We start from the raw sequence: 15,066 nt of genomic DNA, 5'->3' as shown, positions 1-15,066 counted from the left end.
TTGGACTAAGGCCCTAATAACTGTGGCCGCTTCCTTCCTCGTACGGGTTTCTTGCGACGGCAAATAGCAAAAAAGCCCACCGCTAGGCAGGCTTTTTAGTTGCTTGGTACGAAAGTCAGCACTCCAACCAGTCAGCACGTCAATTACCCGTTCATTTGCTCGCCGAGCTTTTGAATCAGGTCGGCCGTGCGGGTGGAGTAGCCAAATTCGTTGTCGTACCAGCCGATGACTTTGGCCAGGGTGCCGTTGGCGGAAGTCAGCTCCGAATCGAAAATGCAGCTGTGGGGGTTGCCTACGATGTCGATGCTCACCAACGGGTCGGTAGCGTACTCAATGATGCCTTTGAGTGGGCCTTCGGCGGCGGCGCGCAGGGCGGCGTTGATTTCTTCCTTGGTTGCCTCCCTTTTCAGGATGACGGTCAGGTCGGTCATCGAGCCATCCGGCACGGGCACGCGCATGGCCAGGCCATCGAGCTTGCCTTTCAGCTTGGGCAGCACCAGGCCCACGGCTTTGGCGGCGCCGGTGCTGGTGGGGATGATGCTGTAGGCGGCGGCGCGGGCGCGGCGCAGGTCCTTGTGGGGAGCATCCTGCAGGTTCTGGTCGGAGGTATAAGCGTGCACCGTGGTGATGTAGCCCTTCTCAATGCCGAACGCATCGTCCAGCACCTTGGCCATCGGGGCCAGGCAGTTGGTGGTGCAGCTGGCGTTGCTCAAGATGGTTTCGGCGCCGGTCAGGATGTCTTCGTTCACGCCCAGCACCACGGTCGGGATGTTGCCGGTGGCGGGGGCTGAAATCACTACTTTTTTGGCCCCGGCGGTGAGGTGCTGGCCGGCCCCGGCTTCGTCCACGAAGCGGCCGGTCGACTCGAGCACCACGTCCACGCCCATGGTGCCCCAGGGGAGCAGCTTGGGGTCGCGCTCAGCCAGGGCGTGAATGCGCACGCCGTTCACGGTCAGGCTCTCCTCGTCGTAGGTCACGGTGCCGTCGAAGCGGCCGTGCACGGAATCGTACTTCAGCAGGTGGGCCAGCGTCTTGTTGTCGGTCAGGTCGTTGATAGCGACGATTTCCACGTTGTCGCGGCCGAGCAGCGACTTGAAAGTGAGGCGGCCAATGCGGCCGAAGCCGTTGATGGCGACTTTAATTTTTGCCATAGCAAAACAGGGAAAAAGAAGTGACTGGCTGCCACACTGGCGGCCGGTTGAAACGCGGCGCGAAGATAGCAGGCCCGGGCGGGTTCGCTAGCACTGCCCCCGGCCCTGTTCTTCTCTATTCTTGCTACAGCCGGGGGCCCGCAGAAGATAACCACGAGGTTTTTGGCTTCTCCCGGTACGGCGGCTTACGGAATACTGGTCAGAAATCTTTTCAGGCTGAAAAACAATGGTCTTTGGTCGGTACGACACTTTTTTTCGCCCCGCCCCTTGCATTGAAAGCGAGGACCTGTATCTTTGCACCACCAAAACAAAAACGGTCCGTTCGTCTAGGGGTTAGGACAGTAGATTTTCATTCTACCAACAGGGGTTCGATTCCCCTACGGACTACTAAAAGGGCTCTCACGCTATCGCGAGAGCCCTTTTTCTTTTTTCCGTGTCAGTTTCCGTGTCAGTTTTATCCATGAAAACCTCTTCTGGATAGGGATGGTGTGGTTCAATTCATGGTGACTAACAAATCTTTGGTTGCTGATCCAGATGATTAATAGAGTAGCTCATCCGACGAATCATCTCGCATTGAAGTCGTAAAACGTTCAACTCCTTACACGACCACAGAAAAGGCCCTCACAGCAATGTGACGGCCTTTTTTTCTTTTAGGAGGGCAAGAAGGAGGGCACAAAAGGCAAGGGGGCGCGTATTCCTACCCTCACTGAATCGGCTTCTGGCTGAGAATTATATAAATTGGCTCATTAGGCTAATTTCGCGGTTTTTGAAGAAAAGGTGGCAAAAAGGGTGGCACTGCCCTTTAGCGTTCAAGCAGCAAGCATTTACCAAAAGCCCCGACCAATTGAGTGGTCGGGGCTTTCTTATGTTTATAGGGGTTCTTTCAGACCGCCTCTACCTGTTTGACCAAATTCCGCCTGTCGTCAGTAGGGCAAGTCATCGAGCGTAGCAGCGCTAGGTACCCTTGGCCACTGTCGACGGCTACCAACGAGGCTGGAGCTACGGGACCCAACACTGGCTTCAGGATGGCGGCGTAAGTGGTAGCCACCGTATCAATGACGCACATGGCCGGGCGCATCACATATTCGGTGGCGTAGATCTTGTGGTTGGGGACGGGCGTTCGTGCGTGAGCACCGTTGAGGGTGGCCAAACAGAGCATGATGCTGTAGGCCAGCATCGCAAATAGTTTTCTCATGCTTTCGGTCATTTTGATTGGGTTGAAGAAATGGACCCAAAGGTTTGCCGCCGTCAGCGCCAAGAAAAGGACAACAAAATAGATTATTGTCAGTCCAAACAGAATCGGATTATAGTGCTACTAAAACCAAATTCCTAGTACCTGCCTCGATCGTAGCTAATCTAAACTTAATACTTGGTATCGCAGATTGAGCAGCTTCTGCTATTTTTTTACGCTTTTTTGGGCTTGAAAGAGGGCCAAATACAATTTCCTCGTAGGCTTCGGCAGGGAGTTCAACTATTCGGTCTTGAAGAGTCAGTGGTGTTCCAGAAAAACGTAATGTGCGGTATTCTTTCTCAAAGCTCCACTTCTGTGTCTTAAAGTATAATTGGGCTATCATCTGGTATTCTTCATCATGCCAAGGAGTAGGCATAATACGGGGCAATTGGGGCTCATAACGCACCGGCCCCCATGAACCAACGAAGTCAAAAAGTATCTCTGTCCGAAATCCAATGGCAAATTCCCGGCTGTTACGAGAATACTTGTGCCACATCTCCTTATTTATAGGATCTGCCGTTAGACACAATACTCCCAATCGTTCATTCAATGAGATATTATCAAGTCTTGAATGCTTAGCTATGTGTTTCTTATTGCGAAATAACCCCTTCCCCGCCCATCGTTGGGCAAAGTCTAGGTGTTCTTGCTCCGAAAAACCAGGATTAGTTTTTCGTGATTCGTAAATGTATTTTTCAATAATTTGTTCATCTGTAAGTAAATCGTAGCGAACCGGGTTCTTACAATCTAATTGGTCTTCAAAAGTTGAAGGTGCGGCCAAAAATACTTCCCTTTTTGTAATGATTGACCTATGAAATTGGTTCTCCCAATTCCTATACTTATATAAAATTTCTGGAACAGAAACGCCCTGGTAGATAGACTCCTTGTATGAATTCATTGTATTTGAGTTGGTTGTTTTAGGTACTTCTGCACTGTGCCCACTGACACACCAGTAGCCTTAGAAATCTTACGAACGCTGAATTTTTTGGCGCCCAGTCGCTTCACTTCCTCAACCACCGCATTATCGGTGGCCCGGCGCCCATGCACGTATTCCTGCCCTGCAGCTGCAACTTGAGCACGCTTGCGAGCCTGACCTAGCCGCACGTTCTCCGAGTGGCGCTGATTGCGGTAGCCGGCAGCCCAAGCAATGATTGACTTGAAAAGGCTGGCCATGGGACCGGTTGTGTTTAGAGCTGGCTCGCAGTAGCTCCAAAACTGCACCCCCGCCTGCTCCAGCGCGGCCGTGTGCTCAAACACCTTCTCGATGCCCTCGCTGCTGAAGCGGTCCAGTGCGAACACGCGTACCAGATCGAAGCGCCGCTTGCCGGCATCCTTCATCATTTCCTGAAAGGCCTTGCGATTGGAACTACCACCCGACTTCTCGTCGACGTACTCTTTATAGATTGTATCGCCAGCGCGCTCGGCCTCCCTGCGCAGGAGCACCAGCTGGTTCTCCGGATTCTGGTCTTTGTCGCTGGTCGACACGCGGGCATAGAGGGCGACTTTCAATGTTTCTTATTATCTGAAGTGATTGTTTCCACAAGATAATTTAAATAATTAGGCATATCCAGCATTTCTGCATGTGATATAAAAGGCAAATCTGGTAAAACAATTTTCTCCTTCAGCAACGGCCATAGTCTTGCAAATTTTGTATTATCGGAATTGCGCATTAGTTGGTTAAGGGCACCTCTTTCGGTAGTTGTTAATACAAAAAAAATTAGTTCACCCAGTATCAAAATCGTACACTGAGAAATGTGTTTAACTGCTAAGCTGGACGCTTTCTCCCCATGCTTCATTTCTCTTAAAGCAATTCCACGATGTCGATATGCTTGGCGAAGAGGGCCTTTATACCTCGCAACCCAGATGTTCCAATCAGGGGGTGGAAGCTTTGTTTCCATCAAGATTTTTCTATCGCTTTCGGGAATGGCTTGAGTGGCAATGTCAACAAACTCACCAATAACAGTCCTTAAAGCTACCCAAGTCGATAGCTGAGTTTGGTCCTGTTGGGATAAAATTTCTCTTTCCTTTTCAATTAGGGGTGTCAGGAGTGGTATAGCTTCAGCCTCTATTTTGCTCATCCACGTTATATTGCAGTCGATGCATACAATCATAAGTTTCCAAGAGCCTACGTGCCCTTGTTTCACTCTGATATAATTTGGCTTAACTATATCAACTTGCCCAGTATCAAGACGCTGATACTTAAGATTCGTTTCATGCGAATGCTTGTCAAACTCAACAGGTAACACCTTAGTCATCCATTGGGGCCAGAGGTGTTCTCGTGAAAGAGGGGTTTTACCACAAAAAATACAGGTACGAGGTAAATTCGTCAATCTCACCTTTTTTTTCCTTCTATCATCCATTGCTATATCCTTCTTATACCTAAAGGTATAACCTAACTGCTCATTCAGGGGCGTTCAAATTAGATTTCTTTTTTGAACGCTTTCTGACACCCCCAGAAGGCCCCGAAAACGCAGATCTTCGGGGCCTTCCGGGGGAGAATAATTTGAACACCTGCTTTACGCCCGAATCCCGTTTTCGTAGCGCACCTGCTTAGCTTCGTCGAGGAGTTGCTGGTGGCCCTGCACGTCGAGCACGACTTCGAGGCGGGACTGCCAGTTTTCCACGTTGGCCAGGCTACCGTTCATCGCGCGCAGCTCGTTGAAGCACAAAGCTCACCGCGCTGCTAGCATGAAAAAAGGACACCAACATGGCTCGCCTTGCGGTATCGAGCCAAGCGCCCATTCGTAGGGTGTTATAGAGGGTATTGGGGATAAAATAATAGGCTAAACGAGAACGAGTCAGTAAGTTGCAGTTGGAGTCCCAAGGCTCCAGCTACAATATGGTTGACGGCTATACACGAAGTAACTTACCTGAGTTAGACTGGTCTGTCGCAACTTTTGCCCATGCACAAACAGGAACGATTAGCGGGCTGTATACTAGCAGGAGCCATTGGTGACGCCTGGGGAAGTAGTTTTGAAAACCTACCTAAACGCCCCGGCAGTAATACATTCTATCTTCAGCCACCGCCCATAAGCGCTCCTGCTTGGCAGTTGACGGATGATACCCAACTCACCTTGGTAACGTTGGAAGCTTTAAGTCAAACGCCTCTTCTTTCACCTGATAGGCTCGCATCCTGCTTGGCAAATGCCTACTCACGCGGGCTTCTCACCGGCCTTGGAGCTAGTACCTTAAAAGCATTGCGGGAACTACAGGCGGGTGGTCATTGGAGCCAGGTCGGGCGAGAGGGGGAGTATGGTGCTGGTAATGGTGCCGCCATGCGCATTGCGCCCTTTGCCTTTTGGGAGCAGTATTCTCGAGTTGAGCTACACGATTTCTGTCGGATTACCCATCGCCAGGCAGACGCCTATGTGGGGGCATTGGCTATAGTGCTAGCAATCAGAGCTATCTTAACAGGGCAGTGGACGGGAGAAGAGCCACTGCTGGGCTTGCTAGTGCCACAACTTCCTGATACCCGGGTGCGCGACCGGCTCTTAGAAATCCAGGCTTTACCAGGGCAGCCCTCCATTGCAGAGGTTGCGCGCTTCGGCACAAGTGGCTATGTAGTGGATTCGGTACCCTTTGCCTTATTCTGCGCCTCGCAGGTACCGCGCTTGGGGCTCAAACAAATGCTGGAAGCCATCGTGGTAGCAGGCGGGGATACGGATACAAATGCCTCGCTGGCTGGGCAAATAGCCGGAGCCTTGCTAGGGCCGCAGAACATTCCGACAGAACTACTCCGCAAGCTTACCCAAGTAAACGGATACGCTTGGTTGAAGCAGGTAGTGCATGTTGCCCAGCAGCAGCTAGTTTAAATGGCTGGCAATTCTTTGTATTCCACTACATTAAACAATGAGTAAGCTAAGTATGGCCTTGGTAGTACGTAGCGAACGGTGATAGCACGTGCTCTCATAAGCCAAAGGTGTTAGGCCTGCACGATAATGAGGCCATATGTGGGTCGCCCAGGCCACGTGCTTATCAATCGATAGATTTACTCCTGCTTACACGGCCCATCTGGACCCGACCGGCTGAACCGCGCCGCCGGCTAACACACGCAGGTACTGATTAGCATTCTAAAGGTGACCTACGAGATTTATAAGGCCAAGTACTGGCAGTCGTTTGAGCGGTTTAACAACCAATAACTTCTTTTCTACGCCTCTGATTGGTGGCCATTGGCAGCTAATTCATCAGCGAAGCCCAAGAGTGCGACGTCTTTGAGCTGCCGCCCGGCGAGGCTCGGGTGTCGAAGCCTACGTAATATTTTCTGCGGGCTGTTTACCACCAGCTTCTGTCCTCGGGCGAGCGGAAGTGGATTTGAGTTCCCAGAGAACAGCCGCGCCCCCGAACACATCGGCCGCCTCCCAGCGTTAAGCCAATGGAGCAAGTCCGCACGGGCGCGGAAATGGCCCCTACTTTTATGGTGTGCATGCCGCGACTCTGGCCGTTGTGGGCCCAAGTCGCCAATCCCGGTCCACCGAAAGGGTAGCGGAGACCTGAAAAGCTGGCTAAACCGGTACCTGACCCGTGCCCGGACTTCGGCCTCATGGAGTTCGGACAGTGCTGAACTCGCGCCACCCCACCCAAACCGGTTCCCGGCCGTAGTATAAACCCCACTATTTCCCAGCCTGTATGACGGACCTCCACCGCGCCTTTGCTTTGTTATCGGGCAAGCTCATTCGTTGGGTGCAGCAGTTTATTCTACTGCTGCCCAATCTGTTGATTGCCTTGCTGATTCTGGTTGTCACCTTTTTCGCGGCGCGGCTGGTGCGGCGAATTATGGGCACGATATTGCCGCGGGTGTCGGCCCACGCCACGCTCAACAACCTGGTCGGGACCATGGCGTACCTGGGCGTGCTGCTGCTGGGCACGTTTTTCACGCTGGAAGTACTGAGCCTCGACAAGACGGTAACTTCTTTATTGGCGGGGGTCGGCATTATCGGGCTGGCGTTGGGGTTTGCTTTTCAGGACATCGCGGCCAATTTTATCAGCGGCATCATTATCGCGGTGCAACGGCCTTTCACCGTGGGCGACGTCATTCAAACCGAATCTTTTTTCGGCACCATCGAAAGCATCAACCTGCGCACCCTCGACCTGCGCCAGGTAACCGGCGAGCTGGTGCGCGTGCCCAACCGCAAGGTGTTCGAAACCGCTATCATCAACTACACCGTCACCACCCGCCGCCGGGTGGATGTGGAGTGCGGGGTGGCTTACGATTCGGACCTGGAGCGGGTGCGGGAGGTGGTGCTGGCCAGCCTGCACGGCTTTCCCAACCTCCTCCCCGACCAGCCCGTGGAGGTGATGTTCACCAGCTTTGGCGAAAGCGCTATCACCTTCACGCTGCGGTTCTGGATTCCATATCAGAAACAGGTCGACTACGTGGGGGCCAAGAGCGAGGCCATCATGCGCATTAAGCGCGCCTTCGACCAGGCGGGCATCGTCATCCCCTTCCCCATCCGTACCCTGGACGTGTCGCCGGCGCTGCAGGCCCAGCTGCGCCAGCAGTTGGCCGACTAAGAGCCTATCCGGAAAATAGGCGGCACGCCCTGCGCCTCTGGCATCCGCGAGGTCGCAGCCTCTCGACCGCGGCAGTACTTTATTCAATGTAATTCATTCGATTGAATACACCCTCGTGGTAGAGATGCTTCGGCAAGCGGACGCCAGATGAAGCATGACGTGCTGGCTGGTTATTTTCCAGATAGGCTCTTAGTAAGTTAAACCCTGCGCCAGCTAGGGCAAAGAAGCGGGCTCCGCGATGACGTTGCGAGGCAAGAAAGCCCAGTTGGGCTTTGATTTGTACCAGCAGAACCGGCCGGCCCGTAACAGGCATTCCATTCGCTTACGTATTTGGCACGTTAGCACGGGGGGCGGTTGCATCCTGGTAACTGCTACAACTCCTCCACCCTTCCCCTTCCCCCCTCTATGAGCCACAGCAAGAAACTCAATGAGCTAGAGGCCAGCGCTATTTGCGGCAACGACATTTCCTCATCCTGCCTGTATGTATCGGCACTAGCCATTGGGTACGCGGGCCAGTATGCCTGGGTGGCGCTGCTCATGGTGGGGGCGGTGCTGTACCTGTTTCGCAGCATCTACGGCGAAGTGGTCGGGGCCCTGCCCCTCAACGGCGGCGCCTACAACGTGCTGCTCAATACCACCAGCAAGCGCAACGCCGCCGTGGCCGCCTGCCTGACCATCCTCTCCTACATGGCGACGGCGGTTATTTCGGCCTCCGAGGCCATGCACTACCTGCACACGCTGTGGACGGGGCTGCCCATCATGACGGCCACGGTGCTGCTGCTGGGCTTTTTCCTGCTGCTGACCATTCTCGGCATCTCCGAGTCGGCGGTGGTGGCCGTGGGCATCTTTGTGCTCCACCTGCTCTCGCTCATGCTGCTGGTGGGCGTCACGGGCTGGTACCTGGCTACGCACGGGCTGGCTACCCTGGTCGCCAATTGGCAGCTGCCGCTGAAAGGCGGCAGCCTGTCCACCGCGCTCTTTCTGGGCTTTAGCGCCGCCATGCTGGGCATTTCCGGGTTCGAAAGCTCCGCCAACTTCGTGGAAGAGCAAGCACCCGGCGTCTTCCAGAAAACCCTGCGCAACATGTGGGTGGTGGTAACGGTCTTCAACCCGCTGCTGGCTTTGCTGGCCGTGGCGGCGCTGCCCCTGGTTGAAATCGGCCAACACCCCGAAACGCTGCTCTCGCACCTGGGCTCCAGCACGGGTGGCCCCTGGCTGGCCACGCTCGTCTCGGTCGACGCGGTGGCCGTACTCAGCGGCGCGGTGCTCACCTCGTTCGTGGGCGTGGGCGGCCTGATGAAACGCATGGCCCTGGACCGCATTCTGCCGCAGTTTTTCCTGAAGGAAAACAAGCGGCAAAGCAACTATATCATTCTCATCACCTTCTTCCTGCTCTGCATTTCCGTACTGCTGATCACCGACGGCCAGCTCGGGCCGTTGGCGGGAGTGTACACCATCTCGTTTCTGTCGGTGATGGCCTTTTTCGCCCTCGGCAACTTCCTGCTCAAGAGCAAGCGTCCCAAGCTGCCGCGGCCGGTATACGCGAGCGTTATCACCGTTGCCCTGGCGCTGCTGGGGGTGCTGGCCGCCCTGTACGGCAACATTCGCATCCGGCCCGACTACCTGGTGGTATTCCTGCAATACTTCCTGCCGGCCCTGCTGCTGGTGACGGCCCTGCTCAACCGCACGGCCCTGCTGAACCTGGTGCTGCACGCGAGCGAGTCGTTGGCCGAGCGCCTGCCCCGCGCTTCCCGCCTCAGCCGGCTTACCATCCGGCGGCTGCTGCGGGATCTGCACCGGCAGGAATTTGTATTTTTCACGAAGGGCGACAACGTTTCCAACCTCAACAAGGTGATGGCGTACGTGGTGGAAAATGAGTCGACGAACCGCCTGAAAATCGTGACCCTGCTGCGCCCCGGCGAGACGTTCTCCCGGGAGCTCCTCACCGACATCCAGGTGCTCGACCGGGCCTACGAGCAAATCGTGGTCGACTTCGTCAGTATGGAAGGTCAGTTCGGCCCGGAGCTGATTGAGCGCTTGTCAAAAGAGTGGGGCATTCCGAAGAACTTCATGTTCATCGGCTCGCCCGGCGACCGGTTTCCCTACCAGATTTCCGAGCTGGGCGGCGTCCGGCTGATTATTTAAGCGCTCCCGGGGTGCCCTGGGATAAAGCAGTGTTCAGCTCCGTGTACTGGGCGCAGCCGGTGAAACCTCACGGGCCCCCTACGAGGCTGACCCTCCCGGGTACGACCCCGGTTCGCGGGAGGCGCGAAGCTACAGGAGAGGGGGGCCAGATGTTGTGGACACTGAATGAGAAACAGCTCTAGAGCAGTTTTCAGCTATGTGTCTATGTGTGTCCCATATCGCTCCTCAACCAGCGGGCGGCAAGGAATTGCAATTGGGGGCTGAGGTGGAAGTCTGAGCGTCGAGGCTAGCGTCGCTACAGCCGCGGCGGTACTGGGCCAAGACCTTTTGGCCGAGTAGCCAGAACACCACCGGCGTGACGATGATGTCGAGAAAAGTGGAGGAGAGCAGAGCGCCGAGAATGACCGTGGCCACGGGGTAGAGAATCTCCTTGCCCGGCGCGTCCTTGGCCAGCGCCGCCACCAGGGCCGTCATCAGCACGGGCACCAGGCGTTCGAGCGAACCCCGGATGATCATGCGCCGACCGAACTGCTCGCCTTCGTGCTCCAGCAGGTGGAGGTAGTGCGAAATCATCATGATGCCGTTGCGGGAAGCAACTGATGCGCCGCAGGGAGGTGACTTCGCCGGCCGCGAACAGGCGCTCAGTGGCCAGGCGCAGCTCCCGAAACAGGCTCTCCTGGTAGGTGAGCTGCCGGACCTGAGCTTCGGCGAACTGCAGGGCCAGGTAAGCCAGGCGGGTGTCGCGCAGCACGCTGGCCCGGCTCACCTCGCGGTTGCGCTCGGCCAGGGCAATGCCAGAGCACCGCCCACCATTGCCGCGGTGGGCGGCTCCGAGATGCGGCGGCCCAGTAACAGAGGCCCCGGGCAGGGGGCCGTAGGGAAGGCCGCCGCCAAAGCAGGGTCAGGCCTTGACGTTGATGGTGAAGTCAGCCGTGTGAATCTTGCCGCCGTGGTTGAACTGCAGAAAAACGCGGTAGAGCCCGGGCTTTTCGAAATTGGTGTTGAATCCGATATTGGGCCCCTTGTCGGCCTGGTCGCTGGAATGCACATGCAGGTACTGCTCGGTGTCTGCGCTGATGACCACGACGTGACCCAGGGCGCCGAGGTAGTTATCGAGGTTGGTGACGGGCTGCCCACCCTGGGTGATGTTGATTTTCAGGCCCAACAACTGGCCCGGGGTCAGTGCCTTGTCGAAGGAAAGCGTGGCCTGGTAGCCATCCTGGGCCCACTGCAGGTCGTCGTTCTTAAACTTTACCGGCGCGTAGGCCGGGCCCTTCACCCGCAGAACCTGCCGGCCGAGCTGATGGCCGCTGCCTACGGGCGTGTAGTCCTGAAACAGCACGTAGTCGCCGCCTTTGGGGAAAGTATAGGTCACCTTGTAGTCGCCGCCGGCGGTGTACTCAGGGTGCTCGTGGTAGAACTGGCCGAGGTCCTTGCTGACGATGATGAGGTGGATCTTCTTCTCGTGCACCACGGCCAGCGGCACGGGAGCAGCCTCGTTGCCGGTTTCGCGGGGCGTCAAGGCCAGGGTGACCGGTTGGCCGGCAGTGGGCTCCGCGGGGGTGGGGACCAGCTTCATCTCGTACGTTTTGCCGTTGGTCGCTTTATCGTTGTGCTCCAGCTGCATGCCGCACTTGGGGCACTTCTCCCCTTCTTTGGTACTGGTGATCTCGGGGTGCATGGGGCAGGCATAGGTGTGCCCGCCGCTGTGTTCAGCCGAACCCTCAGCCGGACTGTCGGTGGCCATGGTGACGGTATTAGTGGAATTGCTGGCAGAATCCGAAGAGCAGCCGGCGGTGATGAAAAGGCTGGCGCCAGCCAGCAGGGAAATAAGGAAACGGTTCATTGAAGAAGAGCATTGATTAGGAAATAAACAGTAATTGAGGGGGAAGCGGCGCGCTTAGGCTGACATTCGCTACCCGGGCACGAAGGCCACGTTAGTAGCTGGCAGAGAGGGGAACATACCAGCTAACCGCCGGCGAAGCGACCCCACGGGATGGTGGACCCACTACCGACTTGCCGCAATCTTTCATTGTTGGCGGGTAACCCCGGAAAGTGGAGGAGAAACGCCGGCTTGGGCGGCGCCATGGACAAGCGAAAAGGCCCGCCCCGAACATAGCATAGCTATGCCGACACGAGCCTTAGCGCGTCGAAGAAATCAGACAGTCAGCGACTGGATGAAAATGCGGATGTCGGGTATTTTGGGAGGCAGGTGCTCCCGCAGCACCAGAATTACCGCCTGGGTGCGGTTCCACCGGCCGGCGGCGGGCCGGAAGAAAAAGTCGTTGCCGGCCGGCAATAGAGCCGGCGCGGGTGCCGCCAGCAGGTGCTTTTCACCGGGCGTCGTCAGCGACGCGAGAACCGAGGCGGAGTTGTCTTTGCAGCAGCCGTGTTTGTCTAGGGGCTTGGTCGGCTGTTGGGCATGCTTGCCCTGGGCCGGCGTCTGCTTAGCCCCTGGCTTGCCATGCCCGGGGCACCCGGGATGCGCCGGCTTTTCCGGCGTGCTGACCTTGGCCACCAGCGCGGGCGCGGCCGATGCCGGGTTGGTGGTCGCGCACCAGCACTGCCCCGCGAGCACGTTCACGAAGACGAGCAGAAAGCTCGTCGCCAGCAAACGGCGAAGGGGCAACACGTGACGGAACATACCAGGCCGGATTGAATATAGTCAACCGCAAAAATAAGGGATTACCCGGAAGCGGCTGGATTGTTCCTTTACTGCTTTGAGCACGCAATGTTTTCCAATGGCGACAAGCTCCTGCCACCGAAAGCAGTCGAGGGCAACAGATATATCGGATATCCAGGCATTAAAGCACAATTGACCGCGTAATACAGGCATCCGCCAGAAACAAAATTATGCAAGTCCAGGACCTGGATTTTATACGTCCTAATCCGTGGTCCGGGCCCCCACGAGATAGCCTTTTTTAAGCTAGCCAAAGGTGCCCCGGCAATCCAGGGCTACTTGAGGGTGAAATAGAAACTATTTTGATGGGTTAACCGGGCACATGCCCCAGCAGTAAAGGGCTACCTGAAGGGCCGTGCCCTCGCCATTGTTCTGCACTTATAAGGGGTTAGAGAAAGTCGGTTATGATTAAGAGTGGCGCTGGGTGATACCGGCGCGCGGCTGTGGCGCGGTACCGGCAGGTTTCACCTTACAGACGCGGGCAGTACATGAGGCCGGGCCGCGCGAGCAAGCCGTCGCAGACGCACGCCAGCACTTTGCTAGCGGGCTGAGTAGCACAGACGTGTCCCAACTCCTCTTTCCCTATCCTTCTACGATCTCAGTTGCTCGGGGGCAAAGCGGTGGGCATCCGCGTCCGTTCCTGGGCCTCCAGGAGGGTAAGCACATCGTCGATTGTCAATTCACCGCTCACAAACTGATTGAGAAGCTGCTGCTCATACTCCATTGGCGCTAGCGCTGTGCCTCGGGTGATGTTCATTGCTGCAGTGAGCGCACGCTGGCGGCCCTGCGTAGTCATCAGGATAGAGAATTGTTGTTCCATTACACTAGTATATAACTTAATTTATAATATATAAAAACACGGATGAATTACAAATATTCTTTTAATCGAGCCAACTGGTTACCAGGCATTGAAGGCCAGCCAGAGCGCCGCTAACAGCAAAATATAATTTTAATTTTATGGTTTATGATCGATACAAAGAGCATCAGTACTCGCCGCTGATTTGCCAGAAATATACGCACGATTTTGTATCTGGGCGCAGCTGGATGCCCATCAGCGGGGAACGATCTTTAGTTCTTGCATGACCTTAATGCTGGCTCAAACTACCGGCCGGCGGTATCCTTGGCTAGTAATTACCGCTATAATCCCATATCACATAGGCAGGACAAGTATAAGTGGGTACGAATGGAGGCCCTTCCTTACAGTCCACTGAGGCGGTGGAAGCGCTTCTGTTAAGAATGGTGTAGCTGATGCCTGGCCTGAAGTGGTCGATCCTGCCCATTCAACATGGCTCGCCTAGCCGAGCAGTGGCAACGGCCACACGGGCCGGGCCATACTGTGGCTAGCACGCATGCTGACGGGCGTGGCCATGTCGACCAGGGCTATCAAGGTAGCATCAAGCCACTCAGCGGGTAGGCTACTCGGCAACGGCCACTGGGCGAGTTGGCCGCAACTGCACACGGGCGCGCTCGCCCAAGCGGAAAGGAGCACCTGGTCCGAGCAGGACTTCTACCGACGGAGTGCCCGTGCCAGTTGGGGACTTGGGGGCCACTACGCCCGTTACCACCCGGGTGGGCCGGGTTGGCACCCACACTCGTACCGAGTCGCCAGGCCGGTAGCTCTCCTGGCTGTCGGGCAACGAATCGAGAGCCACTACCAAATGGCTACGCCTCGAGATAGTGGTCACCAGGGTCGTAGGCGTCAGGTATTGCCCTTCAACTATCTGGCTCTGGCCCAGAAAGCCACTGCGCGGGGCGATAACGAAAGAGTAGTTGACAAGCTTGGCCAGGATGTCGCCCTGGTGTACGTACTCACCGCCCATGAAAAATACGCTTTTCACCCGGCCTGAAGTACGCGCTAGCAGCGGCTGGTCGCCACCCGCGCTAATCAAACCCGTACGCAGGCGGCTCGTAGCTTCTTGCCCGGCATCGCGGGTAGCTAGGGAATCGGCTACCAGGGCCAGAGTTACGGCCTGGCTCTCGTATTTTCCCCACCAGCTATTGGCAAAGGCGACTATGCCAATTAAGCCCAGGCTGGCGGCAATTAGTAAGGTTCTTTTCATCACTATTCAAAGTTTTTTGCTGGTTTGCTAGCCTACGTAACACCAGCGCTGGCTCCCACCGGCTTCGTTGCGGCAGCCGACCGACTATTGTTTGCCCCTAACTACATCATTGGGATGGTGCGGGCGAATAGCCTCTAATGGCGGGGCTGCGCCGGTTAGCGCGGAGGATATGGGGCAATAAATGATTCATATGTATGGTGCACAAAGTTATTGACATAATACCTAAAACGCGGTACTGTGGTTTAACCAAGTTGCGATAAAGGGCTCTGATTCCACTGCTTGCATAGGGCA

The 15,066-nt window shown here is 55.9% G+C and carries 15 protein-coding genes and 1 tRNA gene; 5 read left to right on the top strand and 11 right to left on the bottom strand.

The annotated features are described in order from the left end of the window. Nucleotides 1-143: 143 nt before the first annotated feature. Nucleotides 144-1,151, bottom strand: coding sequence for a type I glyceraldehyde-3-phosphate dehydrogenase (gap, locus tag IC235_RS13295; RefSeq protein WP_191005676.1), 1,008 nt, complete (start codon nucleotides 1,149-1,151; stop codon nucleotides 144-146). A 315-nt stretch (nucleotides 1,152-1,466) separates the two neighbouring features. Between gap and IC235_RS13290 the strand changes: the two genes are divergently transcribed. Then, nucleotides 1,467-1,538: transfer RNA gene (locus IC235_RS13290), tRNA-Glu, on the top strand. Between the two features lie 496 nt (nucleotides 1,539-2,034). Here the strand turns inward: IC235_RS13290 and IC235_RS13285 are convergent. From IC235_RS13285 to IC235_RS22495, 5 genes are all read right to left on the bottom strand, one after another. Then, entirely contained in the window at nucleotides 2,035-2,346 is a 312-nt protein-coding gene (locus IC235_RS13285) for a hypothetical protein (RefSeq protein ID WP_191005675.1), read from the bottom strand. A 109-nt stretch (nucleotides 2,347-2,455) separates the two neighbouring features. Further along, entirely contained in the window at nucleotides 2,456-3,277 is an 822-nt protein-coding gene (locus IC235_RS13280) for a DUF2971 domain-containing protein (protein ID WP_191005674.1), read from the bottom strand. Further along, entirely contained in the window at nucleotides 3,274-3,888 is a 615-nt protein-coding gene (locus IC235_RS13275) for a recombinase family protein (RefSeq protein WP_191005673.1), read from the bottom strand. The genes IC235_RS13280 and IC235_RS13275 overlap by 4 nt, the downstream gene beginning before the upstream one ends. Continuing rightward, nucleotides 3,885-4,634, bottom strand: coding sequence for a hypothetical protein (locus tag IC235_RS13270; protein WP_191005672.1), 750 nt, complete (start codon nucleotides 4,632-4,634; stop codon nucleotides 3,885-3,887). Before IC235_RS13270 ends, IC235_RS13275 begins: the two co-directional genes overlap by 4 nt. Nucleotides 4,635-4,895: 261 nt before the next feature. Continuing rightward, nucleotides 4,896-5,024, bottom strand: a complete 129-nt coding sequence (locus IC235_RS22495; RefSeq protein ID WP_262892820.1) for a hypothetical protein — start codon at nucleotides 5,022-5,024, stop codon at nucleotides 4,896-4,898. Between the two features lie 258 nt (nucleotides 5,025-5,282). Here IC235_RS22495 and IC235_RS13265 point away from each other — a divergent pair, with 258 nt between their 5' ends. The 3 genes from IC235_RS13265 (at nucleotide 5,283) to IC235_RS13255 (ending at nucleotide 10,035) form a co-directional block, all read left to right on the top strand. Further along, a complete protein-coding gene (locus IC235_RS13265; protein WP_191005671.1) occupies nucleotides 5,283-6,191 on the top strand; it encodes an ADP-ribosylglycohydrolase family protein in 909 nt (302 codons plus the stop codon). 814 nt (nucleotides 6,192-7,005) lie between these two features. Then, nucleotides 7,006-7,890 (top strand): mechanosensitive ion channel family protein, encoded by an 885-nt coding sequence (locus tag IC235_RS13260; RefSeq protein WP_191005670.1) that lies wholly within the window; start codon nucleotides 7,006-7,008, stop codon nucleotides 7,888-7,890. A 405-nt stretch (nucleotides 7,891-8,295) separates the two neighbouring features. Beyond that, nucleotides 8,296-10,035 (top strand): APC family permease, encoded by a 1,740-nt coding sequence (locus IC235_RS13255; RefSeq protein ID WP_191005669.1) that lies wholly within the window; start codon nucleotides 8,296-8,298, stop codon nucleotides 10,033-10,035. 225 nt (nucleotides 10,036-10,260) lie between these two features. Here the strand turns inward: IC235_RS13255 and IC235_RS13250 are convergent, their stop codons facing one another. Continuing rightward, nucleotides 10,261-10,680 (bottom strand): efflux RND transporter permease subunit, encoded by a 420-nt coding sequence (locus tag IC235_RS13250; protein ID WP_223847290.1) that lies wholly within the window; start codon nucleotides 10,678-10,680, stop codon nucleotides 10,261-10,263. 92 nt (nucleotides 10,681-10,772) lie between these two features. Between IC235_RS13250 and IC235_RS22845 the strand changes: the two genes are divergently transcribed. Next, on the top strand, nucleotides 10,773-10,913 hold the full coding sequence (locus IC235_RS22845) for an EspF repeat-containing protein (protein ID WP_191005668.1): 141 nt from the start codon (nucleotides 10,773-10,775) through the stop codon (nucleotides 10,911-10,913). 23 nt (nucleotides 10,914-10,936) lie between these two features. Here IC235_RS22845 and IC235_RS13240 read toward each other — a convergent pair whose 3' ends face one another. From IC235_RS13240 to IC235_RS13225, 4 genes are all read right to left on the bottom strand, one after another. Continuing rightward, nucleotides 10,937-11,881: a heavy metal-binding domain-containing protein gene (locus tag IC235_RS13240; RefSeq protein ID WP_191005667.1), complete on the bottom strand. Its 945-nt coding sequence runs from the start codon at nucleotides 11,879-11,881 to the stop codon at nucleotides 10,937-10,939. Nucleotides 11,882-12,193: 312 nt separating this feature from the next. Beyond that, entirely contained in the window at nucleotides 12,194-12,667 is a 474-nt protein-coding gene (locus IC235_RS13235; RefSeq protein ID WP_191005666.1) for a hypothetical protein, read from the bottom strand. A gap of 646 nt (nucleotides 12,668-13,313) precedes the next feature. Next, nucleotides 13,314-13,472: a hypothetical protein gene (locus IC235_RS13230; protein WP_191005665.1), complete on the bottom strand. Its 159-nt coding sequence runs from the start codon at nucleotides 13,470-13,472 to the stop codon at nucleotides 13,314-13,316. 658 nt (nucleotides 13,473-14,130) lie between these two features. Continuing rightward, nucleotides 14,131-14,775: an efflux RND transporter periplasmic adaptor subunit gene (locus IC235_RS13225; protein ID WP_191005664.1), complete on the bottom strand. Its 645-nt coding sequence runs from the start codon at nucleotides 14,773-14,775 to the stop codon at nucleotides 14,131-14,133. Nucleotides 14,776-15,066 lie beyond the last annotated feature (291 nt).

Origin of the sequence: Hymenobacter montanus, from assembly GCF_014699115.1 — a bacterium.
GTDB classification, from domain to species: domain Bacteria; phylum Bacteroidota; class Bacteroidia; order Cytophagales; family Hymenobacteraceae; genus Hymenobacter; species Hymenobacter montanus.
Note: the sequence above shows the minus strand (reverse complement) of the source record. Positions and strands in the feature narration are given on the sequence as shown.